At 54.7% G+C, this 25,754-nt stretch carries 19 protein-coding genes, 1 tRNA gene, 1 pseudogene and 1 CRISPR repeat array; of the genes and pseudogenes, 14 read left to right on the top strand and 7 right to left on the bottom strand.

Annotated features, from left to right (window positions below):
- Positions 1-19: 19 nt before the first annotated feature.
- The 7 genes from H151_RS16915 to H151_RS0105935 all read left to right on the top strand — a co-directional run bounded on the left by H151_RS16915 (position 20) and on the right by H151_RS0105935 (position 9,564).
- Entirely contained in the window at positions 20-1,798 is a 1,779-nt protein-coding gene (locus tag H151_RS16915; RefSeq protein WP_051088955.1) for a hypothetical protein, read from the top strand.
- 193 nt (positions 1,799-1,991) lie between these two features.
- Positions 1,992-2,192 (top strand): 50S ribosomal protein L35, encoded by a 201-nt coding sequence (gene rpmI, locus H151_RS0105960; protein WP_026353852.1) that lies wholly within the window; start codon positions 1,992-1,994, stop codon positions 2,190-2,192.
- A 50-nt stretch (positions 2,193-2,242) separates the two neighbouring features.
- Complete coding sequence (rplT, locus tag H151_RS0105955; RefSeq protein WP_019960735.1) at positions 2,243-2,599, top strand: 50S ribosomal protein L20; 357 nt, start codon at positions 2,243-2,245, stop codon at positions 2,597-2,599.
- Between the two features lie 155 nt (positions 2,600-2,754).
- Complete coding sequence (gene pheS, locus H151_RS0105950; protein WP_026353851.1) at positions 2,755-3,828, top strand: phenylalanine--tRNA ligase subunit alpha; 1,074 nt, start codon at positions 2,755-2,757, stop codon at positions 3,826-3,828.
- Positions 3,828-4,385, top strand: a complete 558-nt coding sequence (locus H151_RS0105945; protein WP_019960733.1) for a hypothetical protein — start codon at positions 3,828-3,830, stop codon at positions 4,383-4,385. The genes pheS and H151_RS0105945 overlap by 1 nt, the downstream gene beginning before the upstream one ends.
- A 33-nt stretch (positions 4,386-4,418) precedes the next feature.
- Positions 4,419-6,818 (top strand): phenylalanine--tRNA ligase subunit beta, encoded by a 2,400-nt coding sequence (gene pheT, locus H151_RS0105940; protein WP_019960732.1) that lies wholly within the window; start codon positions 4,419-4,421, stop codon positions 6,816-6,818.
- A 559-nt stretch (positions 6,819-7,377) separates the two neighbouring features.
- Positions 7,378-9,564, top strand: coding sequence for a TonB-dependent receptor (locus tag H151_RS0105935; protein WP_083918451.1), 2,187 nt, complete (start codon positions 7,378-7,380; stop codon positions 9,562-9,564).
- Positions 9,565-9,619: 55 nt separating this feature from the next.
- Here H151_RS0105935 and H151_RS0105930 read toward each other — a convergent pair whose 3' ends face one another.
- Positions 9,620-10,681, bottom strand: a complete 1,062-nt coding sequence (locus H151_RS0105930; RefSeq protein ID WP_019960730.1) for a S41 family peptidase — start codon at positions 10,679-10,681, stop codon at positions 9,620-9,622.
- Between the two features lie 205 nt (positions 10,682-10,886).
- On the opposite strand from H151_RS0105930, the gene cas3 reads away from it, so the two are divergent.
- The 7 genes and pseudogenes from cas3 (at position 10,887) to cas2 (ending at position 19,032) form a co-directional block, all read left to right on the top strand.
- The gene (cas3, locus tag H151_RS15615) at positions 10,887-13,229 is read left to right on the top strand and encodes a CRISPR-associated helicase Cas3' (RefSeq protein WP_324602829.1); all 2,343 of its coding nucleotides are present in this window, start codon (positions 10,887-10,889) and stop codon (positions 13,227-13,229) included.
- Between the two features lie 369 nt (positions 13,230-13,598).
- On the top strand, positions 13,599-14,300 hold the full coding sequence (gene cas5c / locus H151_RS0105920) for a type I-C CRISPR-associated protein Cas5c (RefSeq protein WP_026353850.1): 702 nt from the start codon (positions 13,599-13,601) through the stop codon (positions 14,298-14,300).
- A complete protein-coding gene (cas8c, locus tag H151_RS0105915) occupies positions 14,297-16,081 on the top strand; it encodes a type I-C CRISPR-associated protein Cas8c/Csd1 (RefSeq protein WP_019960727.1) in 1,785 nt (594 codons plus the stop codon). Before cas5c ends, cas8c begins: the two co-directional genes overlap by 4 nt.
- Positions 16,078-16,992: a type I-C CRISPR-associated protein Cas7/Csd2 gene (gene cas7c, locus H151_RS0105910; protein ID WP_019960726.1), complete on the top strand. Its 915-nt coding sequence runs from the start codon at positions 16,078-16,080 to the stop codon at positions 16,990-16,992. Before cas8c ends, cas7c begins: the two co-directional genes overlap by 4 nt.
- A 5-nt stretch (positions 16,993-16,997) precedes the next feature.
- Positions 16,998-17,702 (top strand): CRISPR-associated protein Cas4, encoded by a 705-nt coding sequence (cas4, locus tag H151_RS17315; RefSeq protein WP_233354536.1) that lies wholly within the window; start codon positions 16,998-17,000, stop codon positions 17,700-17,702.
- Positions 17,699-18,736, top strand: a pseudogene (gene cas1c / locus H151_RS15610) (type I-C CRISPR-associated endonuclease Cas1c). Before cas4 ends, cas1c begins: the two are co-directional and overlap by 4 nt.
- Before the next feature lie 5 nt (positions 18,737-18,741).
- Entirely contained in the window at positions 18,742-19,032 is a 291-nt protein-coding gene (cas2, locus tag H151_RS0105900; RefSeq protein WP_019960724.1) for a CRISPR-associated endonuclease Cas2, read from the top strand.
- A gap of 185 nt (positions 19,033-19,217) precedes the next feature.
- Positions 19,218-20,233: direct repeats of the CRISPR family, unit length 31 nt; unit sequence GTCGCCCCCTCACGGGGGCGTGGATCGAAAC.
- Positions 20,234-20,336: 103 nt separating this feature from the next.
- On the opposite strand, the gene H151_RS0105890 is transcribed toward cas2, so the two are convergent.
- The 6 genes from H151_RS0105890 to hemC form a co-directional block, all read right to left on the bottom strand.
- Positions 20,337-20,412: transfer RNA gene (locus tag H151_RS0105890), tRNA-Thr, on the bottom strand.
- A gap of 90 nt (positions 20,413-20,502) precedes the next feature.
- Complete coding sequence (udk, locus tag H151_RS15605) at positions 20,503-21,177, bottom strand: uridine kinase (RefSeq protein ID WP_019960722.1); 675 nt, start codon at positions 21,175-21,177, stop codon at positions 20,503-20,505.
- A 38-nt stretch (positions 21,178-21,215) separates the two neighbouring features.
- Positions 21,216-22,661: a heme biosynthesis protein HemY gene (locus H151_RS0105880; protein WP_019960721.1), complete on the bottom strand. Its 1,446-nt coding sequence runs from the start codon at positions 22,659-22,661 to the stop codon at positions 21,216-21,218.
- Positions 22,658-23,968: a COG4223 family protein gene (locus tag H151_RS0105875; RefSeq protein ID WP_019960720.1), complete on the bottom strand. Its 1,311-nt coding sequence runs from the start codon at positions 23,966-23,968 to the stop codon at positions 22,658-22,660. Before H151_RS0105875 ends, H151_RS0105880 begins: the two co-directional genes overlap by 4 nt.
- Before the next feature lie 55 nt (positions 23,969-24,023).
- A complete protein-coding gene (locus tag H151_RS16910; protein ID WP_019960719.1) occupies positions 24,024-24,746 on the bottom strand; it encodes a uroporphyrinogen-III synthase in 723 nt (240 codons plus the stop codon).
- On the bottom strand, positions 24,743-25,702 hold the full coding sequence (gene hemC, locus H151_RS15595; RefSeq protein WP_019960718.1) for a hydroxymethylbilane synthase: 960 nt from the start codon (positions 25,700-25,702) through the stop codon (positions 24,743-24,745). Before hemC ends, H151_RS16910 begins: the two co-directional genes overlap by 4 nt.
- Positions 25,703-25,754: the final 52 nt, after the last annotated feature.

The following is a 25,754-nucleotide window of genomic DNA, read 5'->3' as shown; positions in this document are numbered from 1 at the left end:
CACCGAGGAGGGCACACCTATGCGCCTGGCAAAACCAGCTTTGACAACTTTGATGGGGATCAGCCTCATCTCAATCAGTGCCCCCAGCTGGGCGCAAAACCCCGATGCCCCGCCCGCCTTCCACGATGTCCAGCTGAGCCACGGCTTTGCCCCTGATCCTAGCTCCTATGCCGTGCGTGCGGCCGGGGCGATCAATGCTGAGCGTTTGGATGATCACTGTCAGGGTTATATCACCGATGCCCCGACGCTGGCGCTGACCTATAACGCCGGTTCTGCGCCGCTTTATATTTCCGGGGCCTCCGATAACGACACCACATTGATCGTGCGCCTGCCCGATGGCAGCTATAGCTGTAATGACGATAGCGGTGAGTTTGGCACCAATCCGGGCGTTATGGTGGATGACCCACAAAGCGGACGCTATGCGATCTGGTTGGGCACGCTTACGGCCGGTGAAGGTTATCCCGCCAGCATGATCCATATCTCTGAAACCGGGTATTCAGATCGCAATCCGTTTTCGCGCACGCTGAACACCCTTTTGGCCCCACAAGCCAGCATCACCCTACGCGATGGCTTCAGCGATGATCCTTACACGCTACAAACGCGCGCAGGCGGCGAGGTTAATGCCAGCCATGTCGAAGGCGCGAACTGCTTTGGCTATGCCCAGGAAGCCGCAAATCTGGCGCTGACCTATCGCGCCGGGCGGCATCCGCTTTATATCGCCGCGCGCGGTGATTTTGACGGTGTCTTGATGGTGCGCACCCCATCTGGGGAATGGATGTGTGATGATGATAGCGCGCGCAATCTTAATCCCGGCATTCGCCTGGATAAGCCTGAAAGCGGCGATTATCTGATCTGGGCTGGAACCTTGGGCGAGCGCACACCCCAAGACAGCGAAATCGTCATCTCTGCCATTGGATATTTTGCCAATGACAACACCTTAAACCCAGCGCTTACGCCCAGCGCCGGTGAAGGGCGTCTGCGTGATGGCTTCAGCCCAGACCCCGTTACAATCCAGGTCGAGGCCGGTGGCCCAGCAGATAGCGATTCCATCGCATCAGACAGTATCGATGAAGGCGGATATTGCAGCGGCAGCTTTGCGCGCGCGCCCAATTATCGCGTGAACTATCGCGCGGGCGATGGCGCGTTGAAATTCTCTGCTGAGGCCGATGAAGACACGACCTTGGCCATTTTAGGCCCCAATGGCCACTGGCGCTGTGATGATGATACCGCAGGTTCGCTTAACCCCGGCATCACCTATGATGACCCTCAAAGTGGGGATTACACCATCTATGTCGGACGTTATTCCGATGGTGAGGACGCACTCAACGCCACACTCTTCATCTCTCAAACCGGTTATGGTGCAGAGGCCGTATCCCATGAGATTACCCCAGAAGCCAATGCGCTCTACCATGAGATCAATCTTGAACCGCGCTTCCTGCCTGACCCTTATGAACTTGAAGTGCCAGTTGATGGCCTGATCGAAGCGCGCCAAGCCATTGAAGATGAGACCTATTGCGCGGGTTATATCACGCGTGAGCCCACCATCGTCGTCAATTACACCGGCGATGGGCAAATGCTGTACGTTTACACCGAAGGCACAAACGACACGACCTTGGCCGTGCGCCGTCCTTCTGGCGAATGGCAGTGCGATGATGATGGGGCCCAGCGCTCTAATGCCGGACTGGAGATTAAAGATCCTGACAGTGGGCGCTATGTGATCTATGTCGGGCGTTTCTCTGACAGCGATCCTTTGCGCGCCGATGTGCGCATCTCTGAGAGCGAGTTTAGCCGCGACTAAGCCACGCTCCCGCGTAAAAATCTCTACAAGGCCAGCGCTTCACCTGAGCGCTGGCCTTGTATTTTACGTCTAGACCCGATATAAGGCGCGCTTTCCAGATCTGACCATCGCGGCCCCATCGACATGCCGGCTGGTCTAAACCCTCAAGAATAAAGCGATTTATTTTTGAGAGATCGACGTGAAGGAGATTAAAATGTCGAAGATGAAAACCAAAAGTGGCGCGAAGAAGCGTTTTAAGCTGACCGCCTCTGGTAAAATTAAAGCGGGTCAAACCGGTAAGCGCCATGGCATGATCAAGCGCACGCCGAAACAAATTCGCGATAAGCGCGGGCAGACAACCTTGTCAGCTCAAGATGCGCGTATCGTGCGTAAGTATATTCCCTACGGGCTTTAAGCCGTAGCGATCCCGATAATAACCAGAGATTAGGTAAGGAGAGCGCTTAAATGTCTCGTGTATCTTCAGGACCAGCGGCACACGCTCGTCACCGTAAAGTTCTTAAGGCTGCGAAGGGTTACTATGGCGCCCGTCGCAAGCAATTCCGCACTGCGCAGCAAGCTGTTGAAAAAGCAGCACAATACGCTTACCGCGACCGCCGCGCGAAAAAGCGTAATTTCCGCGCTTTGTGGATCCAACGTATCAACGCCGCCGCGCGTTTGAACGAAATGACCTATTCTAGCTTCATGAACGGTCTGAATAAGGCTGGCATCGAGCTGGACCGTAAAGTGCTGTCAGACATCGCGATCCATGAGCCCGACGCCTTCAAAGCGTTGGCTGATCAGGCGCGCGCTGCGCTGGCTTAAGTCTTTACGACTGCCAAGTAATGACAGAAACCCCGTTGGCCCGGCCAGCGGGGTTTTTCTTTACCCCCTCAACTACCCCCATCGCTCGACATGACCCATGAGGGCGGCTAAACCAGAACAAATTTAATCGAGCAGAGGCGCACACGATGAGCGACATGGCCAGTCTGGAGACCTTGGAAGCGCACTATAGCGCGCAGATCAACGCGGCCAGCGATGAAGCCAGCCTGGAGGCTATCCGGTTGGCATCCATGGGGAAGAAGGGTGAGATTTCCCTAATGATGCGTGAGCTGGGCAAGATGAGCCCGGATGATCGCCAAGTGATGGGCCCCGCGCTGAACGGTCTTAAAACCCGCATCACCGATGCCCTGGCCGCGCGTAAAAACCTGCTGGAAGATGAGGCGCTGAATGCGCGTCTGGTAAGCGAGCGCGTGGATGTCACCCTGCCGGTGGCGCGTGAGCCCCAAGGTAGCCTGCACCCGGTTAACCAGGTGATGGAAGAGCTGGCGGTGATTTTCGCCGATATGGGCTTTGCCGTTGCCGAAGGCCCAGATGTTGAAGACGATTTCCATAACTTCACCGCGCTGAACTTCCCCGAAGGTCACCCCGCGCGTGATACGCATGATACCTTCTTCATGGAGGCCAAAGACGGCGAAACGCCGAAAGTCCTGCGCACTCATACCTCACCCGTTCAAATTCGCACCATGATGCAGGGGAAAGCCCCTATTCGCATCATCGCGCCAGGCCGGGTTTATCGCTGTGACTGGGATCAGACCCACACCCCGATGTTCCATCAGGTCGAAGGCCTGGTCATCGATAAAGAAACCCATATGGGCCACCTTAAAGGCTGCCTGATTGATTTCATCGCGGCCTTCTTCGAGACTGATGAGGTTGAAGCGCGTTTCCGCCCGCACCATTTCCCCTTCACCGAGCCCAGCGCGGAGATGGATGTGCGCTATGAACGCGTCGGCGATGCCGTTAAAGTCGGCTCTGGCGATAAATGGATGGAAATCCTGGGCTGCGGCATGGTCCACCCTAATGTGATCCGCAATTGCGGCTTCGATCCTGAGGTTTATCAAGGCTTTGCCTTCGGTATGGGGGTAGATCGCCTGGCGATGTTGAAATATGGCATGCCGGACCTGCGGCCCTTCTTTGAGCCCGATCAACGCTGGCTCGCCCATTATGGCTTTAGCCCGTTATTGCAGGCGAGCTTGGCCAGCGGATTAAGCTAATGGCCCGCACCCGCCGCCCCTGGAGCCGGTTTGAAACCATTGGCTCGATCGCCGCGATCGTAGTTGGTATTGCTGCAATCTGTGTCAGCACCTATCAAGCCCATATCATGCGCACGGAAATTCGCGCTTCGATCTGGCCCGCGATCCAGGTCGGTGGCTTTATCAGCGCCCACCCGCAAGGCACCTCCATCGGCATGCGCGTTACCAATGTCGGCGTTGGCCCCGCCATGGTGGAACGCGTGCGGGTCTATGTTGGCGATGAATTTATCGCCAGCTTTAATGATCTAGTCAAAACCGCACCAGAAGGCGGCAATCACTCCTTCGATACAATCCGGGGACGGATTATGGCGAGCGGCGAAACCGCCACCCCCTTCGCCTTTGAATATCCCGGCCGCAGTTATGATGATCTGGTCGAGACCTTCCAATATTACGGCGATCATATGCGCTTTGAGGTGTGTTACTGCTCCAGCTTGAATGAATGCTGGGTACGCGATTTGGACAATCACCGCCCCAAACCCGTCAAAGATTGCAGCGCCGCCCCGTCTAGCGACCTCTAGCCCCGATACGATTTATTTTAAGGACGCCCTACGATGAAATTCTCCCTGTCCTGGCTCAAAGAGCATTTAGAGACCGATATCGCCCTTCACGATCTGGATGAAGCGATGACGATGGCTGGTCTAGAAATTGAAGACATCGACAATCCGGCTGAGGCACTAAAAGACTTTACCGTCGCCTATGTGCACAGCGCTGAGCCCCATCCCGATGCGGACAAGCTGCGCGTGTGTCAGGTGGAAACCAAGGACGGTATGAAGCAGATTGTATGCGGGGCGCCCAATGCCCGCGCCGGGATGCGCGCGATTTATGCCCCCCTGGGCACCTATATTCCGGGCTTGGATTTCGCGCTGGATAAAAAACCGCGCAAAATTCGCGGCATTGAATCCCATGGCATGATGTGCTCGAGCAAAGAACTCAATGCCGGGGAAGATCATGACGGCATCGCCGATCTGAAAGAGGATTGGGCCGTCGGCACCCCCGCCGCCGTGGCGCTGGGCGTGGACAATCCCGTCATTGATTTCGAGGTTACCCCGAACCGACCTGATTGGTTGGGCGTGTTTGGCATTGCGCGCGATCTGGCCGCCGCCGGGATCGGCACCTTGAAAACGCCCGCCCATGCCGAGCCCGTGCCTGGCAACTTCCCCTGCCCGATTAAAGTTCATCTGGATTACCCTGAGGCCTGCCCCGCCTATGCGGGCCGCCTCATCAAAGGGGTCAAAAACGGACCTTCGCCAGCCTGGTTGAAAACCAAGCTGGAATCCATCGGCCTACGCTCGATCAATATCCTGGTGGATATCACCAATCTGATGACGTTTGATCGCGCGCGCCCCTTACACGTCTATGATGTGGCCCGCTTGAACGGCGATATTCATGTGCGTCGCAGCGTGGGTGAGGGCGATCATTTCGACGCCCTCAATGACAAGGCCTATACCCCCAGCGAAGGCATGTGCGTCATCGCGGACGAAGAAAAATGCCTGGGTCTGGGCGGAATTATTGGTGCGGAAAATTCAGGTTCTGAGCTTTCTACCACCGATGTCTTTATCGAGTGTGCCTATTTCGACCCGACCCTTATTCGCGCCACCGCGCGCGAGCTGGCCATTGATAGTGATGCCAAATACCGCTTTGAGCGCGGCGTCGATCCGCAAAGCGTCAAGGACGGCATTGAATGGGCGACGCGCCTGGTTCTGGACCTATGTGGCGGCGAAGCCTCTGAAGCCGTGATCTTCGGCGAGATCCCCGCCAATCCGGCCGACATTGCCTTCAACCCCAGCGAAGTCAAACGCCTGACCGGTTTGGATCTAAATGAGGCACGCATTATCGAGATCCTCAGCGCCTTGGGCTTTGAGGCCGATACCGCCCAAACGCCTTGGGTCGTCAAGGTTCCAAGCTGGCGCGGTGATGCCAGCCAGAGTGCCGATCTGGTCGAAGAGATCGCGCGTATCCATGGCTATGACAAATTGCCAACCGTCTCCATGCAGCGCCCGGATGGCGCGCGTTTAACCCCCCCCGCAACGGAGATGCAAAACCGCGTGCGCGCCGCACGCCGGGCCATTGCAGGACGGGGCTATCAAGAAGCGATCACCTGGTCCTTCGCCCATGAGCCCGATGCGGCCTTGTTCGGCGGTCATGGCGAAGGTTTGCGCCTGGCCAATCCCATCTCATCAGAGCTGAATGTCATGCGCCCCAGCGCGCTGATCCATCTGATCAAAGCGGTCCAGAAGAGCGCTGATCGCGGCTTCTATGATGGGCGCTTCTTTGAAGCGGGTCCCATCTATCTTGATGATAGCCCCAAGGGTCAGCAAACCGTGATCGCGGGCGTGCGCGCCGTGGTCAAAACCCGCGACTGGCAGGGCGCAAAAGCGGCTGATCTGTTTGATGCCAAGGCCGATGCCCTGGCGGCCCTGGCCGCAGCCGGTGCCCCGGTCGATAATCTGCAAATCGCCGCTAAGGCGCGCGACTGGTGGCATCCGGGCCGCTCTGGCGTTCTGCGCCTGGGCCCAAAAAATATCCTGGCGGAGTTCGGGGAAATTCATCCCAAAGTGCTTAAAGCTCTGGGCGTCGATGGGCGCATGGTCGCGTTTGAAGTGTTCTTGAAAGGCATCCCAGCGGCCAAGAAAAAAGCCCTTAAAGCGCGCGCGCCGCTGGAGCTGTCGGACTTAATGCCGGTACGGCGCGACTTTGCCTTCTTGATGGATAAATCCATCCCCGCTGGCGAGCTTCTTAAAGCCGTCAAAGGCGCGGATAAGGCCCTGATCACAGAGGTCAATATGTTCGACGTCTATGAAGGCCAAGGCGTGCCAGAAGGTCATGTTTCGCTGGCACTGGAAGTCACTCTTCAGCCTACGGATAAAACCCTTACTGATAAGGATCTTGAAGCGGTTTCTGCCGCCATCATCAAGGTGGCGGAAAAAAATGGTGCAAGCCTGCGTGGCTAGGCCATAGCGTTTAAGTGAAAACCCTTACCCCTTCAGGCCCCGCCTGAAGGGGTTTTTCATGCGGATTTGACACCCGGTAGGGCAGTAAGGCGAGCCCGAAGCCCTCAACACACTCCCCCTCAAGGAGAGATCAAGATGAACAAAGCCAATAACGCTTCACACAAGTGCGTATGCACACACCGTGTGGCGGACAAAGCACATTATTCGTTATAGTACTGACTTAAACAGATAAAGATTATGTTTTAAAAATGTACGAGCAAATATTTTATCTTTATTTTCATTGAAATAAGAAATTGTTCGTACATAATTTTTTTCTGGCATTCATATTTTGTTGCAGACTCGAGATCACTTTATTCCCGTTTTTCGATAGAATAAATCCCGCTTATATAAACGTGGTGCAATAAATTCGGATTAAATACAGGATTTCTGAAGTATAAAATACCACCTCAAGGCCCTTTATATTTCCGTCAACAAACGTTCATCTAAGTGTCAAAGCTACCCTCTAACGCACCCTTTCAGCAAACGCCATGGCCCGTGGGGGCCTTAGGAGGGGATTATCATGCTACGTCTACTTTGTTCTTCCGTTGCCTTAAGCGCACTTTGCGCCGCGATGGCTGTCGCCCAAGACGACACTGCGCCGCAAACCCAACGCACCCAACCTGAAGTCATCACCGTTTATGGTGAGGGCCTGAACCGCAGCGTTCAAGATACGCCCACCTCTGTAGCCATCATCGGCGGCCCAACCTTGGATGATGCCAATTTCGACGATTATTTCGACGCGCTGCGCCGCGTGGCCAATGTGTCCTCGAACAATGGTGAGTTGAACTTCAACATTCGCGGCATCAACAACAATACCAACCAGACCGGCGGAGCCTCTACGGCTGGTCAGCCAGTGTCTGGCATCTATATGGATGGTATGATCATCCCGGCCGACGCCTTCAGCCTCAACCTGTTTGCCGGCGCACAGTCCACCTGGGATGTTGAGCAATTAGAAGTTTATCGCGGCGTCCAGATCACCCGGGGCCGTCAAACGCCAGTTGGCTCGATCTATATCCAAACCAAAAACCCTACGGATGAGTTTGAATTTGATAGCCGCTTGATCGTAGCTGAAGACAATACGCATTCGGCCAGCTTCGCCGTCAGCGGTCCAGTTGTTGAATCCATGAACCTCACCGGACGTTTGACCGTTGAGGCCGCCCACACCGATGGGGCCATCGAGAACACCACGCGCAACCGCGATGATGTCGACTATCGCGACAGCATCAATGTGCGCGGCAAGCTGCGTTGGGAACCTGATTTCCTGCCCGGCTTTGACGCCACCTTGTCTCTCTACTCCTTCAACTTCGAAACAGGCCTTGATTCCATTCCCTTGGAAATTTTCCTCATGGAAGACCATGGCGACCGGCGCAAAAGTATCGTCGATACGGTTGAAGAGCGTATCTATAAAATGGAAATGGCCCAGCTGAATATGGGTTATGAGCTTAACGAGAATATCCAGCTGAGCTGGATGATCGGTTATAACGACGCCTCAGAAAAAACCTTTGCTGAGCTGGACTATTCTAATGAGCCCGATTTTGGCCGCGCGTATAGCGAAATGCCAGACGAGCAGATTTTCGCCACAGAATTCCGGGCCCGCTTTGACTATGGCCGCTTCTATGGCGCAGCAGGGCTCTATCACGAGCACATTGATTCCACCTATAATCTGATCTTCTGGGGCAATGTCACCGATCCTTATAATGATCCCTTCCCAGCGAACCCCAGCTTCACCTCATCAAACAACAAAGACATCACCAGTACATCTGTATACGGCGATGTTTTCTTCCCGCTGATGGATGATTTCATCACCTTGGGCGGCGGATTACGCGTTGAGCGTTTCAAAAACGAGACTTTGATCGGGACCGTATCGGGTGATGCTGATCCTGTATTTGAACAGACTTTGGTCTCGCCTAAAGCCTCAGTCATGGTCAACTGGACAGACACATTCTCGACAACCTTTGCCGCCGCGCGCGGGACACGTCCAGGCTACCGCACCAGCTACCGCGATGATCAAACCAATGAGATCAAAGCCTTCGAAGCGGATGAAGAAAAGCTTTGGAATTATGAACTGGCTCTACGCTATCAAGATGAACGCTTAACCGCCAATACCAATATCTTCTTCATCGACTGGACCAACCAGATCGGAACCGATGCCCAGAACAATCCTGCAAATCTGGGATCCTCTGAAGCCTTCGGTATCGAAGTTGAGGCCTCATACGACTTCACGGATCATTTGGAAGGCTTCTTGACCTTGGGTTATCTTGATACCGAGTTCAAAGGCAGCGCCAGTGGCCGCGACACCTCTATTGTTGGCAATGAATTCGGCAAAGCCCCCACCTATTCCGGCAGCTTCGGCGCGGTCTATCGCAATGACCATGGCTTCTTTGCCACCGCGTCTGTCACCTTCGAAGATGAAAGCTTCGACGGTTCAGAAAATGCCGACACGATTGAGATCATCAATCCGCGTACTGACGCCTATGGCGTCACCGTCTTCCCGGCCACCATTGATGCGCGCACCGTTGTCGATGCCAAAATCGGCTGGGAACAAGACCATTACGCGATCTATCTCTTCGCCGACAACCTGCTAGATGAAGACTATATCGACAATATCTCCTTCCGCAATAAAGGCGGTAACTACCCCTATGACGCAACCTTTGCCCAGGTGGGCGATCCGCGCACTTTAGGGGTTGAGCTGCGCGTTAAATACTAAATCCATAAACCTAACCCTGAACTGACTAAGGCGGCTCAATTGGGCCGCCTTTTTTTTACGGTGCGCGACGAGGCACGACAAAAGCGAGCTCTTGGTCGATCCGTTCGGCATCCTCTTGCGTCACCCCCGCTTCGCTCAGTGCACGCACCAAAGCCTCCTCAGCCGGAACAGCGATATCGGGTATCACGCCCACGCCTTCCCAATCCGCACCCGTATCGGGGTTAAAACTGCGCCCAACTGGAATGAAAACCGCATAGCCATCCCCCAAATCTACCGTACCGCCATAATGAGCACCGCCCCAGGTTGCCTCACCCACCAAGGTGGCGCGTTGAGTGCGTTGAAGCACCATGGCGAAATGCTCGGCCGCGGAGGCGGAATACTGCGACGTCAGCACATAAAGCTGCGTATCGGCCAAGCGTGGCGTCTCACTGGGGATGACCACATGCTTGCGGCGCACCACCTCTGGTGTGCTGTCAATTGCGACAATCGTGCGACCTTCGCGAATGGGAGAGCCGCGCTCTTCATCGACCGAACGGCGCGTCTCCATAACCAGCAAATCCGTCGGCTCGCGATAAAGCTCCGGGAAGAGCACATCCATTTCGTCTAATCCGCCGCCACGATGGCCCCGAATATCAATGATCAACGTCTCTGCCCCGGCATGGGTGTCGACAAAGTTTTCCAGCTCGGCCATCACCGCTGGCTCACCAAAAAACGCATTAAAACGAATATAGGCGATGCTCGGCGTCAGCCACTGGCCCGCCTCCATGCTCGCCGGGCGCTGGCGCGGTTGACGCGGGCCCGCTTCTGGGCTCGGCGCGCTTTCATCCTCCCACATTACCCGCAAATGCGCGTCTTGATGGATATGTTGCAGCTCAGCGCTCAAAGCCTGCGCAAAGCTCGCATCATCCATGGCTAAGTCTTCAGCGCTTAATTCACGCGCGCGCAAATAGGCCGCATACTGATGGGCTGCGTCAGGAAACAGGAAGTTCGACTCTAAATCCTGCGCCAATTCTGTGATCACGGCGCTGCGTGTAGCGCGCACGTCTTGCACGTCAGCTTGATCCTGCACCGCCCCCATCAGGGCCAGGCTAGAGATGAAAAGAGATGAAATCAGCATGGTTCAATGTCCCCCAAGGTCGGTTTTCAAGCCTATTTTGCCTCTGCGACAGGCATAGCTGATCCAACATTGCCGGTGACATGACGTCCGCGTTAAAACTTAGCCATCTCGAATAGATAAAGCGTTCAAATCAACGCTACCTCATGTTGAGCCTTCATGCTAGAAATTCAACACTGGCTTTTATTATCCGCTTTGCACTTTCCCTATGCTCCCTAAGATCATGTCAGAAAAAATATTTGCCGCCCACTCCCCCAACACCCCTAATCAGCCTTGGCATCTGCTTAAAGACCATCTCAAGCAAACCGGTGCGTTGGCATACAAATTCGCAGGCTCTTTTGGGGCGGGCCCGCTCGCGCAATGTGCTGGAATTTTGCACGACTTGGGCAAGTATAATCTAGACTTTCAGCGCCGCATTCGCGGTGAAACTATAAAAGTTGAACATGCCCTTGCCGGGGCATGGGCCGTAGAAACTGCTGTAAAAGTGGTAAGCCAAAGCCCCCTTACCCAAAACTTAAGCCCAGCCGATAGGATTTTTTCCCGCCTTATCGGCTATGCCATTGCAGGCCATCATGCCGGATTACCCGATTGGCGACAGCTCTCAAATGAAGGCGGTGGCAGATTGAAAGAACGCTTAGAAAATTTTCAACCGTCTTTGCTTGATCCGGTCTGGGAAACTGAGATTAATATCCAACTTAAGGGATTGATCCCACAAGGCTTTAAATTTGGAAAAAAGACCTGGCATGGATTCGAATTCGCTTTTCTAACCCGTATGATTTTTTCCTGTCTGGTTGATAGCGACTTCAAAGATACTGAGCACTATTATGCGACACTTGAAGGTCGCATCCCACCACGTGATTGGCCAAGCCTATCCATGCTCTTGCCGCAAGCTCTCACGGCTCTTAATGAGCGGATGGATGCTTTTCGTACAATACAGAAAACACAAAACTTTGTCGAAGATGAACGCGCGCGCGTGCACAATCATGTTCGCAGTTTTGCAAGCTTGCCAAAAGGTGTGTTCTCGCTGACCGTACCGACGGGTGGTGGAAAAACGCTAACCTCGCTAGGCTTCGCACTGGATCATGCCGCGCACCATGACCTACGGCGCATTATATATGCCATCCCGTTTACCTCAATTATTGAACAAACCGCGAAAACTTTCCGCTCAGTGTTAGGCTCAGAGGTTGGCCAGCATATTTTAGAGCACCACAGCGCAATTGAGTTAAATAATTTTCCTGCCGATCATGCCCTTGAAGCTCGCAGCAAACTTAACTTGGCGATGGAAGATTGGGCTGCCCCCCTCATCGTCACCACTACAGTTCAGCTATTTGAAAGCCTGTTTGCCGCGCGCCCGTCGCGATGTCGAAAACTTCATAATATCGCGCGCTCAATTATAATCATCGACGAAGTTCAAAGCTTACCCTGGGGCTTGATGGGCCCATGCATCCAAGCCCTTGATAATCTTGCACGCAATTATGAGTGTAGCGTCGTGTTATGCACGGCTACTCAACCCATCAATCAGTTACATCTCAATACGGACACTCAAGAAAACAACCCCCTGCGCATACAAAGCCAAGTCACAGAGCTTGCCCCCAACCCTTCTGCCTTAGTGCAAAATTTTAAGCGCGTTGTCGTGAGACTAGCGGGTATGTGCGATGATGCCAGCCTGGTTGAGACCTTGAAAGGTAGCCCCCAAGCCCTAGTGATTGTCAATTCGCGTACCCATGCACGTGAGCTATTCCAGGCTCTTAAAGAGGCCCATCTTGAAGGAGTAACGCATTTAAGCACACGCCAACATGCTACAGACCGTCAAACCATTTTGGAAGAGGTTGGTCATCACCTGCAGAACAATGAGCCGTGCCGCTTGATCGCCACCTCGCTGATTGAAGCGGGCGTAGATCTGGACTTTCCCACAGTGTGGCGTGCTGAGGCTGGACTAGCCAATATTGCGCAAGCCGCAGGGCGCTGTAATCGCCACGGCAAACGCCCCCCTGAAGACAGCATCGTCACGGTTTTTACCCCCAAAGATCAACCCGCGAATATTGAAATGAAACGGTTTGCAGAAGATTTTCGCCGCATTGAGCATATTTTTAAAGACGACCTTCTGAGCTTAGAAGCCGTTGAAGGGTATTTTCGTGAAGTTACCTGGCGTTTAGGTGCCCAAGGGGTCGACGAAAACGAAATCCTCTCTCTCTTTACGCTTGATCATAACACCATGCTCGAAGGACAGTTTCGCACCTGCGCAGAGCGCTTCAAGATGATTAAAGATCGAAACCTGCCAATCATCATACCCTCAACAGAGATCGAGCAAGTCTTAACAGATCTGGATCAGCGCAAAATATGGCCTTCCCAAGCCGCGCGCGAATTGCAACGCTTCATTGTTCAGATCAGCCCAAAAGATCGCGAGGCCCTTATCCAAAACGGGGCCGCCCACTATATAAAACCGGATTTTTATGGGGATCAATTTTTGCTACTCACTCGAACGGCTCTCTATAACCGCGACATTGGCTTGGAATGGGAGAGAAGCAACACCATGGATATTATCTTGTAGCATACATTTTAGGCTCAAGAAGATTGACATACCTCTAATTGTGATTTATCGCTTAGCATATCAGAGCTGGAGTGTTTGGCATGCGTCTTCCGCAATTCCCAACTGAATTTCATGTTCCAAAGTGGATGGATACGTTATGGCGCTATTTATCCAAAGCCTCACCAGACATGTTCATGCGACTGATCATTACAATTCTCGAAAAATTGTAAAGCGTCACACCCATAGGTGTGTGGGTTGAAACTTGAGCCTCAACCGGTAGGCTGCGAACCTCCCGAGACCAATTAAGTCTCGGGGGGGAAGCAACCATAAGCACTTGCCCTCACCCGCAAATTCATCTTTATTTGCGCATTATTCACGGGAGGGGATAAAGTGAGCTACGGCATTCGCTTACATGTTTGGGGGAGCAGGGCGTGTTTTACCCGACCAGAAATGAAGGCTGAACGGGTCTCATATGATGTTATGACACCTTCGGCCGCCCGCGGCATTTTGGAAGCCATCTATTGGAAGCCGGCCATCCGATGGATTGTTGATGCCATTCACGTACTAAAGCCTATTCGCTTCACGTCCATAAGACGCAATGAGGTGGGCAGTAAAATTCCATACTCTGATGTCAAATCCGCTTTCAAAGCGCGATCTCCTGAAAAATTGGGGGGATTGGTGATTGAAGAGCAGCGCCAGCAACGCGCCACCACAATGCTGAGCGATGTTGCCTATATCATTGAAGCTCATTTCGAGATGACCCAACGCGCCGGACCAGAGGACAATCCCGGCAAACATCTTGATGTGTTCAACCGGCGCGCACGCAAGGGGCAATGCTTTCATCAACCTTGCCTGGGCACACGTGAATTTCCCGCTGCCTTTACCTTAATTGAGCCCGATAGCGAAGTGCCGCGCATGGAGCCCCACCATCAAACCCCTGAATTAGGGTTCCATGTCCCACGTGATCTAGGCACCATGCTATGGGATATCGAGCACAATGCCCCAGATAAGCCTTCGCGCTTTTTTAAAGCCCGTCTGGAAAATGGTGTTTTAAAGGTACCCGGCCCACATTCTGGGGACGTCATAGGATGACGATTATAGCTGAGCTGGCTGCGGCCTATGATCATTTACCGGATATGCCCACTGCGGGATTTGCCAATGCCAAAATTGGTTATGTCATTGGACTATATCCAAACGGAGAGCCTGCGCTTCCCGCACGTTTACTCTATCGCCCAAAGACGGCAAAAAAAGATATTCCGCGCGTCCTGACGGTACCAGAGGGCAGCAAACGCACATCAGGTATCGCCTCTAACTTCCTCTGGGATAAAACGGCCTATGTCTTAGGGGTAGGCAACAGCAAACGCTTAGAGGCTGAACACGAAGCCTTTAAATCATATCACTTCAATGCCTTAAAGGGCATTACGGACCCCGGCTTACTGGCCCTGCTCGCTTTCTTGCAATCATGGACGCCCCAGCAATTTGTCGAGCGAGAATGGCCAGAAGAGATGCTGGATCAGAATATAGTTTTTGCGTTGGAAGCCGACCGCCTGTCCAATTATTATTTACATGATCGTCCTGCCGCAAAAGCGCTTTGGGCTGATATGAATAACAATGACCAAGATCGCAAAGCTTGCCTCATATCAGGGGAGTATGCCCCCACATGTCGTCTTCACCCTTCAATTAAGGGCGTTTGGGGTGCACAGAGTTCTGGGGCTTCGATTGTCTCGTTCAATCAAGATGCGTTTACCTCCTATGGCCACATCCAAGGTGAAAATGCCCCAGTTGGCGAGCTGACAACCTTTAAATATGTCACGGCCCTCAACGCCATGTTGTCCGACCCTATGCATCGGATCCAAATCGGTGATGCGTCTTGTGTGTTCTGGGCGAAGGCCCCCACCCGCGAGCAAGCTCAAGATGCCGAAACACTGGCCATCGGGTTGTTTGATAGCTCGCAAGCTGCGCAAGAGCTATTAGAAAAAAGGGCAAAAGAAGAACACTCCGCCACACGCGATATTGCTGAGAAGCTCCAAAAGCTTCTCCAAGGCCAGCCTCTGGCTCTCGTCGCACCTCATTTGGCACAAGATGTTCGCTTTTATATTTTGGGCCTTGCCCCCAATGCGGCACGCCTTTCAATTCGGTTTTGGTTTGATAATAACTTCAGTGCTTTCATTGAACGCCAGCAACGTTTTTTTGAAGACATGCGCGTAGCCCCCTTGGATAGGGGAGAAGAAAACTTACCCCCTTTATGGCGCTTTCTCAGCGAACTTGCGGTACAGGGTAAGCGCGAAAATGTCCCCCCAAACCTGGCGGGTGACTGGTACCGCGCCATCTTATCAGGCGCGCGCTATCCGCTGACCTTATTGTCCACCACTTTAATGAGAATACGAACAGATAAGCACATCAATGCCAAGCGCGTGGCAATGATGAAAGCTGTCTTGATCCGCAATTTTGGCAGGGAGGTGCCCGTGGCGCTTGATCATGACTTTGATAACCGGGGGTATCGGCTGGGCCGATTATTCGCGACCTATGAATATATCCAGTTCTCAGCACTGGGCAGTCAAGTTAATGCAACCCTGAAAGACAAGTTTTATGCAGCGGCCAGCACGAGACCGCGCAGCGTTTTTGCGGCTTTAGACCGTAACTCTGCATCCCATTTATCCCGTTTAGGCAAGGATCGCCTAAAATCAAAACGCTTCCTAGACAATAAGATCGATGAAATCATGGCGACAATGTCACCCGATCAGGATCCGATCCCGGCCACATTGCCTGAAATAGATCAGGCCTTATTCGCGCTAGGTTATCACCACCAGCGCCAAGAATTTTTCAAGACACAACAATCATCAGACCACGTTGATGGGGAGCCAGAAGCATGAGTGCGCTAGAAAACCGATATGATTTCGTGCTGTTTTTTGATGTTGAAAATGGCAACCCCAATGGCGACCCTGATGCGGGTAATTTACCCCGCATTGATCCAGAAACCGGTTTGGGCCTGGTCACAGATGTCTGCTTGAAACGCAAAGTTCGCAATTACATTGATCTGGTAGGCCAAGGTGAACCAGCTTTAGGGATTTATGTCCGTGAGAACAGCATTCTCAACGATCAGCATCGCAAGGCCTATGTCGCGATACGCGGAGAAGGTAACATCAAACCGGGCAAGCTAAATCCACAAACAGATGAAGAAGCACACCAGCTGAAAAAATTTATGTGTGAGCATTTTTATGACGTGCGCACCTTTGGTGCCGTTATGTCAACGGGGGTCAATTGTGGTCAAGTTCGCGGACCAATTCAAATGACCTTCGCTCAATCCATTGATCCCATCAGCCCCGCCGAAGTCTCGATTACCCGTATGGCAGCAACCACTGAAAAAGAAAAACAACAACGCACCGAAGGCGAAAACCAAGGCGATGAGCGCAAAGACAATCGCACCATGGGCCGCAAACATATTGTGCCCTATGGCCTCTATCGCGCCAATGGCTTCATCAATGCCCCCTTGGCTAATCAAACCGGATTTGACGCGAAAGATTTAGAGCTGTTTTGGACCGCAATGGAGCAGATGTTTGAACACGACAGGTCTGCTGCACGTGGGCTGATGAGCACTCGAAAATTAATCATTTTCAAACATTCAAATCGTTTGGGTGATGCCCCCGCCCACGCCCTATTTGATCGCATCACAGTTTCAAATGCGCCTGACGCCAATACACCGCCGCGACATTTCAAAGATTACACCGTCAGTATCAATCGCGAAGGATTGCCCAGCGGGGTCGAAATTATCGAGCGCATATAATCTGTGTGATTGAACCTCAACCCTTTGATCGAACCTTAGAGGGATCAGACACGCGTCTGATCCCGCTCTCGGCGCTGCAACATAGCGTTTATTGTCTTCGCCAAAGCTTTCTCATCCATAATGAACAATTATGGGCGGATAATTATCTCACCGCTGCAGGAGACATCCTTCACAAAACCTCTGACCGTGGAGCGCGTAGAACTCGCGCCGGAGTGAAACACATTCACGCCTTACCCGTGGGCTCTTTTTCGCTTGGCCTTTATGGTGTTTGTGATCTGGTTGAATTTACACCCAAAGCTCTAAACGGCGTGCTTTTCTTCCCTGTCGAGATTAAACGCGGCAAGCCTAAAACGCATCGTGCCGACGAAGTTCAGCTTTGCGCCCAGGCCCTATGCTTAGAAGAGATGACAAAAACTCAAATCCCTGAAGGGGCGTTATTTTATGGATTAACCCGGCGCCGAGTTGTCGTTCCCTTCGATAACGTCCTTCGCACACTGACCCTGGATATCATCCACAAGACCCGCGCTGTTTTATGCCTGCACACAGCTCCTGCGCCTACACCTCATAAATCTCGGTGTCGGGCCTGTTCGTTAATCAGCTTATGCCGCCCAGACGCCATGCGTGGGCCTGCCGCTTCTCAATGGATATCGCAACAACTCGACAAACTCGCACAAAACACCAATGACCTCGATGAAGACCCAAGATCATGAAACCCCTCCTCAATACGATTTATATCATGACACCTGAAAGTCGATTGCGCAAAGACGGGTAGAATCTAGTCGTCAATATTGACGATGAAGAGCGTTTACGCGCACCGCTCCACATGATCTCTGGGATTGTCGCCACAGGAGCGGCCTTAATTACACCTGCTCTGATCGGATCTTGTGCTCAATCGGCCATAACCTTGACTTTGCTCGACCGGCTAGGTCGTTTCCAGACACGTATTGAAGGCCCGCTCAGCGGGAATGTCTTATTGCGACGGGCACAATATCGTTGCGCCGACAGCCCAGATCAAATGAGCGATATTGTTCGCGCTTTTCTACTTGGTAAAATATCCAATCAACGCCAAGTCATCCTGCGCGCACGTAGAGATTTAGAAACCGATGATAACACCGCGCAATCAACCTTAAGCGATATCGCACAAAGATTGGCCCATATTCTGCATGCCCTTGAACAAGAAAGCGCTATCGACATCATGCGTGGATTAGAAGGCGAGGCCAGCCGGATATATTTCAGCGCGTTCCCGATCCTCATTCGATCTCCGGATCCAGAATTGCAGTGGCACGGCAGATCACGCCGCCCGCCATTAGATCGCTTTAACGCCTTACTTTCATTTTTATATACCTTGCTGACCCATGAGTGTCGCAGCGCCGCCGAAAGTGTAGGGCTTGACCCAGCGGTTGGATTTTTACATCGCGATCGCCCTGGACGCCCTAGCCTAGCGCTGGATCTCATGGAAGAATTGCGACCCGTCCTGTGCGACAGATTGGCCTTATCCTTGGTCAACCGCCGCCAATTACGAAGCGGCGATTTCAAGCTCCACGATAATGGTGCGATTAGCCTGGTTGACGATGCGCGGAAAACGGTTCTTACCGCTTGGCAAGAGCGTAAACGCGATGAACGTCTCCACCCCTTTCTGAATGAGAAAGCGGCGCTCGGACTTGTACCTTTTCTCCAAGCGCAAATGCTCTCTCGTCATCTCAGAGGCGATATCGACGCCTATCCCCCTTGGTTTTGGAGATAAACGCCATGATGATCTTGGTCACTTATGACGTCAGAACCGATACGCCTGAAGGTCGCCGCCGCCTGCGCCAAATTGCCAAAACCTGCCGCGATTATGGTCAACGTGTCCAATATTCTGTTTTTGAAATTGAACTCGATCCGGCATTGTGGGTGAAATTGAAAACACGTCTTGAAGCCATAATCGAGCCTGAAACAGATAGCTTACGGTATTATAATTTAGGATCGAATTGGACGCGCCGCGTTGAGCATGTTGGAGCCAAGCCCGCCACAGATTTAAACGGCCCGCTTATCCTTTAGCCCTCACGCGAACCTGAAGCATGGCTGATAATCCTGATACTTTCGCGCGGACCACATTAGGCTGAAAAGTTTATACTTTTTGATCGCCCCCTCGCTCTCGACAGGTTGCAAGCCCCCCCATAAAATCAACATTCGCGAATTTATCAGTTTTTCAAACTTAAAAACAATCTATTACACTCTACCGGGTCGCCCCCTCACGGGGGCGTGGATCGAAACCACGCCACGTGCGCGGCTCGCCTCCGTGTCTAATGTCGCCCCCTCACGGGGGCGTGGATCGAAACCTTTGGCGCAAAACTCGATCCCCAGAACGCAACAAGTCGCCCCCTCACGGGGGCGTGGATCGAAACATCGTCCTCATCAAAGTATAGCGCTTTTTTACCATCGTCGCCCCCTCACGGGGGCGTGGATCGAAACATCAAGTGTGATCTGACCACAATATCCGTGACAGTGTCGCCCCCTCACGGGGGCGTGGATCGAAACACGAGAAACTCCGCCAAAGCGTGATCGCCCGCATCGTCGCCCCCTCACGGGGGCGTGGATCGAAACCAATCGACAGCGGCCTAAATGCAGCCGTGGCCTGTCGCCCCCTCACGGGGGCGTGGATCGAAACAAGCTGATTGACTTTTGTTAGCTCAGCTTTGGAGGTCGCCCCCTCACGGGGGCGTGGATCGAAACGGCAATCTATGCTTTGCGTCAACTGCCAGACAACGGTCGCCCCCTCACGGGGGCGTGGATCGAAACACCGATGCAGGCAATGGCTGAGGCGAGCCACGCGCGGTCGCCCCCTCACGGGGGCGTGGATCGAAACGATTTATTCGAGCAATTGGGCTCGATGCTGTTTGAGTCGCCCCCTCACGGGGGCGTGGATCGAAACCTTCTATGAGAGCGACAGCCTGCAACCCTACTCGTCGCCCCCTCACGGGGGCGTGGATCGAAACATCGCTTGGATAGCCGCACGCCCTGCGGATTACCGTCGCCCCCTCACGGGGGCGTGGATCGAAACTGAGTTTCGCGCGCGCTTGAGGGGGGAGAATGGTGTCGCCCCCTCACGGGGGCGTGGATCGAAACTCTGTCACCCTCACCGGGCGGGTGCGGTCCTTGCGCGGTCGCCCCCTCACGGGGGCGTGGATCGAAACGTTACTTGGTTCGTGTTGATCGCAATGGCGAGATGTCGCCCCCTCACGGGGGCGTGGATCGAAACTGAAAAGGCGAATGAAAAAAGGGCTGACCTAAGAGTCGCTCTTTAGGAGCAAAGGCCTCAACATAAAAACAGACTAACAATATATAAAATTTTTTCAGAAAAATGGTGCCGCTTACGTGACTTGAACACGTGACCTACGCATTACGAATGCGTTGCTCTACCAGCTGAGCTAAAGCGGCCCATGGAGGCGGAGGCAAGCCATCCGCGTTTCAGGCCGCGGAAATTACCCCCGATTATTCTGTGGCGCAAGGGCGTGCGCGCATCAATTTTCAGCCCGCCGGTTTGGCGATCGGGTGGCTGGCGATCATGGTGCGTAGGCGCGTGATCACATCCTGGGCCATGCCGTCGAACACATTGACCAGTTTTTCCGCTTCCTCAGCCGCGGCCGAGCCATTTTCGATGACGATATGAGCGCGCGATTTGAAGGCTTCGGTATATTTCAAATGCATAGGGCGCACGGTTTTGAGATATTGCGAGATCACCGATTGCGCACTGCGACCACGCTCATTCATATCACGCAAGAGGCGGCGCGCCAGGCGAATATCGCTAGGCGCATCGACATAGACGCGTAGATCAAACAGCTGACACAGCTCTTCATTAGCAAAGAGATGAATGCCTTCGACGACATAGGCGTCATGGGGCTCCAGCGGATGGGTGTCCTGGGTGCGCCGATGCAGATTGAAATCATAAGAGGGCGCGTTGACAACCTCACCCGCTTTCAAGGCTTTGAGATGCTCCATCAGCAAGCCATGATCATGGGCGGCCAAATCATCGAAATTGAACTTCATCGGGTTGAAGCCCGGCGTTGAACCATGATCGAAATAATAATCATCTTCGGAGATGACCAGAGCGCGCGACGGGGCGAGGCTTTCGGCCACCGCATGGGCCAAAGTGGTCTTACCCGAGGCTGAACCGCCACATACCCCAATGATTGCGCGTGCCATATCTGATCCTATTACCCAGTATCATTTCCCGTTAAGACTTAATCGCCATCCATGATGCCGGGATCATCGGGGGCTTTTCCAGGTTCGAAATAAACCGCCTGAGTCTTAACATCTGTCTGCGCTCTTGTGGCTTTGGGCGCATCGAGCAGCAAGGTCTCTGGCGCAGCTTCGGCTGCAATTTCAAACCGCTCATAGCGCGGATGGATCAAGCGGTTCTCATCACCATAGGTGTAGACCATACGCTTCCAGTCTTCTGCGCCATAGCGAAAGGCCTGGCCCTCACCATCAATATCCGACCAATCGGCTTCACCGGGGGCATGGGCGGCGCGCGCCATAAAGCGGCGCGCTTCATCCTCACGGCCCTCTAAATGCGCCAGGCGTGCGCCCAGGGCATAGAGCCGCGCCGTTGGGCGTTCTTGGGCCAGGATCGGCCCTAAGGCCTCACGCGCACCTTCCGGATTGGCATTATCGAGCGCGATTTCAGCGCGCAAGAGTTGCGATTCGCGATGCTCAGGACGCAAATCGGCCAAGGCGCGCAAACGCTCTGCACGCTTGGGCTTGGTGTCGGATTTGCGCAAAGCCCCATAGGTGCGCGCCAGCGCCGGGTGCGGCGTAATCGTCCAGGCCGCCTCGATGACATCACAGGCGCGCTTATGGCGACGACGCTCTGAGAGCAGCGTCCCGGCGAGATCCGCCGCCGGGGCAAAGCCCGGAGAAGCCGAACAGGCGCGTTCGGCCAGATCCATCGCCTGATCGGGATCGGATTGGGCACAGGCATGGGCCTGCGCCGTCAATAAAACCGCGCGCCGACGTTTGGCACGATCTGGCGCGATATGTTTGCGCCGTTCGCCCTCTACCAAGGTATCGACCGCATCGCTCCAGCGCGCTTCAGCGACCTGGGCATTGAACAGCGCTTCAAAGGCCCAGCGCGCCTGAGGTGAATTGGCAAAGGCATCCCCGGCATGACGCACCGTGCTGGCCGCATCATTCTGTTCTAACGCCAATTGCGCCAGACCGCGCTGCGCAACGAGGCGGGTTTTTGGGGCCTCCAAAAGGGCTTCATAATGGGTTTGAGCGGAGGCAAGATCACCCGCAGCCTCTGCCGCACGTGCGGCCAATAAGCGCGAGAGAGCCGGCCGATCCAGCAAGGCATCGGCGCGTGCGGCCTGGCGCACGGCCAGCTCACCTTCCCCGGCCGCCGCCGCGATCAAGGCGCGCTCTAACGCATCAAAACCCTGTTCACGCCGACGACGGGTGCGAAAGCGTCGCCATGCATCCGGCGCGGTCCAGGCGAGCGCCACACCGCGCCAAATCAGAACCAGGATAAAGGTCGCGACCAGTAAGAGGCCCACACCTAATGCAAAAGGGCCTTCATAATGCTGGCCCAGAAAATCAATCGCAACCGTGCCGGGGTTAAGGGTCAACCAGACCGACGCCGCCGCGGTTAAAACGCATAAAATAACTGTCAGAATCAGGCGGATCATGTGGGATCAACCCCTTGGCTGGCGCTGAGCGCGGTTAAATCCGTACGAAGACGATCGAGATGAGCATTGACCCGCTGGCGTTCACGCGCGGCGATCAACCAGGCCTGGGCCGCTTGAGCGGGCTCGCCTTCTAAACGCTCCACCAGGCCAATCGCTCCGGCGAGATCATTGGCGGCGAGGCGGCGTTCCGCCTGCGTGGTTAGAGCCGCTGGCCCTTCACCGGCCTGATCTTCACTGGGCCGGGTTTTGATCAGCCCGAACAAGAGCGCGCCTGTACCCGCGGCGGAACGGATCTCATTGCCCGGAAATTGCCGGGCGAGATCATTTAATGTGGGTACGCCTGAACGTGCGGGACCTTCCAGCGCGATCACATCCTCTTGCCCGCGCCAGACCCGCGCCAGGGCGGCACGTTCCGCCTCAAAAGGCGTTGCGCGCGAGGCCGCATCGCCCAGCGCCGACAGGGCCAAGGCCCGCGCCGAAAGCGTTTGCAGATCTGCGCTCTGGCTTGATTGAGAAAGCTGACCCAAACGCCCATCGGTCTCGTCCAAACGCTCAGACAGGCTGGCGAGCGCGGCTTCTAAACCCGAAGGATCGAAAGGCGCGCTTTGTCCGGCGCTCAACGCATCCAACGCTTGAGCCTGACGCTCCAGATCCTCGCGAATGATGGTCAAACGATCAGAGAGATCGGCCAATTGACGGCTGAATGCCGCTTGGTCATCCGTATTGGCAGCGTCTTGCGGTGTAGCCGTGGCGAGGGCCTGAATCTGTGACAAAAGCTGGGCATCCGCTGCCTCATTCTGATCGAGGCGGGCGCGCAAATCCGCCACATCCTGGGTGAGCTGAGCATAGCCCTCAGGCGCGCTCACCGCCCCGGCTTCAGAGGTGGGAATACCGCCGGTTTCTAAGCTGGCCTCTAAACTGTCTAACCGATCAGTCAGCGCAGTCATGCGGGCCTGATCTGCTTCAAGGGCACCCAGACGCTCTTCCAAAGGCGAGGGATCAAAACCGCTCGGCTGAGGTGAAGTTTCCAGCGCGGCGATGCGGCGCTCGAACGCCGACAGGTCCGGCGCATCCGACGCTGGCCCCGCAGACGGCATAAAACTGATCACCGCGTAAGCAACCGCGCCACTGACCAGTCCAGACAGCACGATAACACTCAAGGCCCCGCCCAGGCCCAGCCCCGCTTTTATGGGTTTAACGGGTGTCTCTGGGCGCGGCTGATCCGGCGCACCGTCAGGCGCAGCCGGTTCAAATTCCGCATCAACGGGTTCAGGCTCACCAGGGGGTGGGGAGGATGAAGCAGACATGGACCGGTCCTTTAAGCAAATCGCGCGTTAACCCATCTTAATGCGGCGCGCGCGCTCAATCTACCGGCAGAACCTCTTTTAGCGTCATTAACATGGAAAGATCGTCAGGACGCTTTGCCACATGCAGGTTCAAAAGCCCCGCATCCGCCAGCGGAGAGCCCGCCGCGCGTGAAATACTGACAAAGACCAAGCGGTCGATATAGGCGCTAAGGCCCGCATCCGCGACCAGGCGTAAAAACCGGATCGCGCCTTTTTCCGAATGGATCATCACACCATCGAGACACCCCTTGGTGAGGCAATCGCGGGCATTTTGCGTCAGGCCATCCACCTGTTCAGCGCAGTATAAAATGCAATCATTGGCCTTGAACCCGGCACTGCGAAGAGAGCCGGTCAAATCCCCGGCCTGATCCGCCCCGCGCCCATGCAAAACCACACCTTCAGGCTTGGCCGCAATAATCTCAGCCAAGAGATCGCTGATATCGCCATCAGCGGAGTGAACATGCGTGAAGCCTGCACTCGCAGCGGTTTCCGCCGTGACCGAGCCCACGCAATGGACCGGCAGATCGCGGCCCATCTCCGTCATCACCGCAAACGCACGCACGCCATTGGCGCTGGTAAACGCAAGATCGCTGACCCCGTCGAGATGAGGCTGAACCCCGGTAATCGCAACGCTGGAAACCGGGCTCATCATGGGGGTATAGCCCGCATCTTTGACCTTCAGGGCCGTGCGGGCTGCACCCGGCTGGGTGCGCGTGATGAGGATGCGCGGTCCGCTCATGGTGCCAAGGCCTGAATAAGGGCGGCTCCGCCCTCTGCTTTAAGGTCTCTGCCCATAGCATACCCGGCCTCACGCACACTTGCTAGGGGATCTTGGCCCAAAATAATCCGTATGGAGCGTGACCAGGCCCGCGCTCCATCGGGCGAATAAACCTCACCCTTCAAGAGGAAATGATCATCATCCTCGCGCTGGCCATAAGCGGCAATCGGCGTGCGGCACGATCCATCCAGCGCATCTAAAAACGCGCGCTCGGCCGTGACCGCCAATTGCGTATCAAGATGATTAAGCGGGGCCAGAGCTGCAACCGCTGCGCCATTATCCGCCTTCAATTCAATCCCTACCGCGCCTTGACCCACGGCGGGCAACATCGCGGACAGATCCATGCCCGGTAACGCCCCTTGCGGGCGGCCCAAACGCTTTAAGCCCGCCTTCGCAAGGAAGGTCGCATCCACTGCGCCGCTTTCCAACTTCGCCAAGCGCGTATCGACATTGCCGCGTAGAAGCGAGATTTGCAGATCGGGGCGCTGATGGAGCGCCTGGGCCTGGCGCCGGATCGAGGCTGTGCCCAGTTTTGCGCCCTGGGGCAGGTCGGCCAAAGTCGCCGCGCCATCGCGGGTCAGCAACACATCGCTGGGGTCTTCACGTTCCATCATCGCGGCGATGACCAAACCGTCCGGCAAGCGCGTGGGCACATCTTTCATCGAGTGTACGGCGAAGGCGACCCGGCCGTCCATCAAGGCCGCTTCCAGCTCTTGGGTGAACAGCCCCTTGCCGCCCGCCGCCAATAAGGCGCGGTCCTGGATCTGATCCCCCGTTGTGCTCATCCCCACAATGGGAAAGGCGCGATCGGTCTCCACACTGTCAAAACCTTGGGCAGCGCCCAGTGCGGCTTGCACCATGCGCGTTTGCGCCATAGCTAAAGGGGATGTGCGGGTGGCAATCGGTAAGGGGGTCACGGGCTTTAACGTCTCGATTTCTTGTGTTTTGGCGGGCGGGGCGCTAACGAAG

Source organism: Woodsholea maritima DSM 17123 (genome assembly GCF_000382325.1).
Lineage (GTDB): Bacteria > Pseudomonadota > Alphaproteobacteria > Caulobacterales > Maricaulaceae > Woodsholea > Woodsholea maritima.
This window is presented reverse-complemented; position numbering and strand designations above follow the sequence as displayed.

What these genes read in the sequence shown, in the direction of transcription:
- H151_RS0105880 (WP_019960721.1), bottom strand. Translation starts at nt 22,661, where the DNA reads ATGATCCGCCTGATTCTGACAGTTATTTTATGCGTTTTAACCGCGGCG.
- rplT (WP_019960735.1), top strand. Translation starts at nt 2,243, where the DNA reads ATGTCTCGTGTATCTTCAGGACCAGCGGCACACGCTCGTCACCGTAAA.
- rpmI (WP_026353852.1), top strand. Translation starts at nt 1,992, where the DNA reads ATGTCGAAGATGAAAACCAAAAGTGGCGCGAAGAAGCGTTTTAAGCTG.
- udk (WP_019960722.1), bottom strand. Translation starts at nt 21,177, where the DNA reads ATGGCACGCGCAATCATTGGGGTATGTGGCGGTTCAGCCTCGGGTAAG.
- H151_RS16915 (WP_051088955.1), top strand. Translation starts at nt 20, where the DNA reads ATGCGCCTGGCAAAACCAGCTTTGACAACTTTGATGGGGATCAGCCTC.
- H151_RS0105875 (WP_019960720.1), bottom strand. Translation starts at nt 23,968, where the DNA reads ATGTCTGCTTCATCCTCCCCACCCCCTGGTGAGCCTGAACCCGTTGAT.
- H151_RS0105945 (WP_019960733.1), top strand. Translation starts at nt 3,828, where the DNA reads ATGGCCCGCACCCGCCGCCCCTGGAGCCGGTTTGAAACCATTGGCTCG.
- H151_RS0105930 (WP_019960730.1), bottom strand. Translation starts at nt 10,681, where the DNA reads ATGCTGATTTCATCTCTTTTCATCTCTAGCCTGGCCCTGATGGGGGCG.
- H151_RS16910 (WP_019960719.1), bottom strand. Translation starts at nt 24,746, where the DNA reads ATGAGCGGACCGCGCATCCTCATCACGCGCACCCAGCCGGGTGCAGCC.
- cas7c (WP_019960726.1), top strand. Translation starts at nt 16,078, where the DNA reads ATGAGTGCGCTAGAAAACCGATATGATTTCGTGCTGTTTTTTGATGTT.
- cas2 (WP_019960724.1), top strand. Translation starts at nt 18,742, where the DNA reads ATGATGATCTTGGTCACTTATGACGTCAGAACCGATACGCCTGAAGGT.
- cas8c (WP_019960727.1), top strand. Translation starts at nt 14,297, where the DNA reads ATGACGATTATAGCTGAGCTGGCTGCGGCCTATGATCATTTACCGGAT.
- H151_RS0105935 (WP_083918451.1), top strand. Translation starts at nt 7,378, where the DNA reads ATGCTACGTCTACTTTGTTCTTCCGTTGCCTTAAGCGCACTTTGCGCC.
- cas3 (WP_324602829.1), top strand. Translation starts at nt 10,887, where the DNA reads ATGCTCCCTAAGATCATGTCAGAAAAAATATTTGCCGCCCACTCCCCC.
- pheT (WP_019960732.1), top strand. Translation starts at nt 4,419, where the DNA reads ATGAAATTCTCCCTGTCCTGGCTCAAAGAGCATTTAGAGACCGATATC.
- pheS (WP_026353851.1), top strand. Translation starts at nt 2,755, where the DNA reads ATGGCCAGTCTGGAGACCTTGGAAGCGCACTATAGCGCGCAGATCAAC.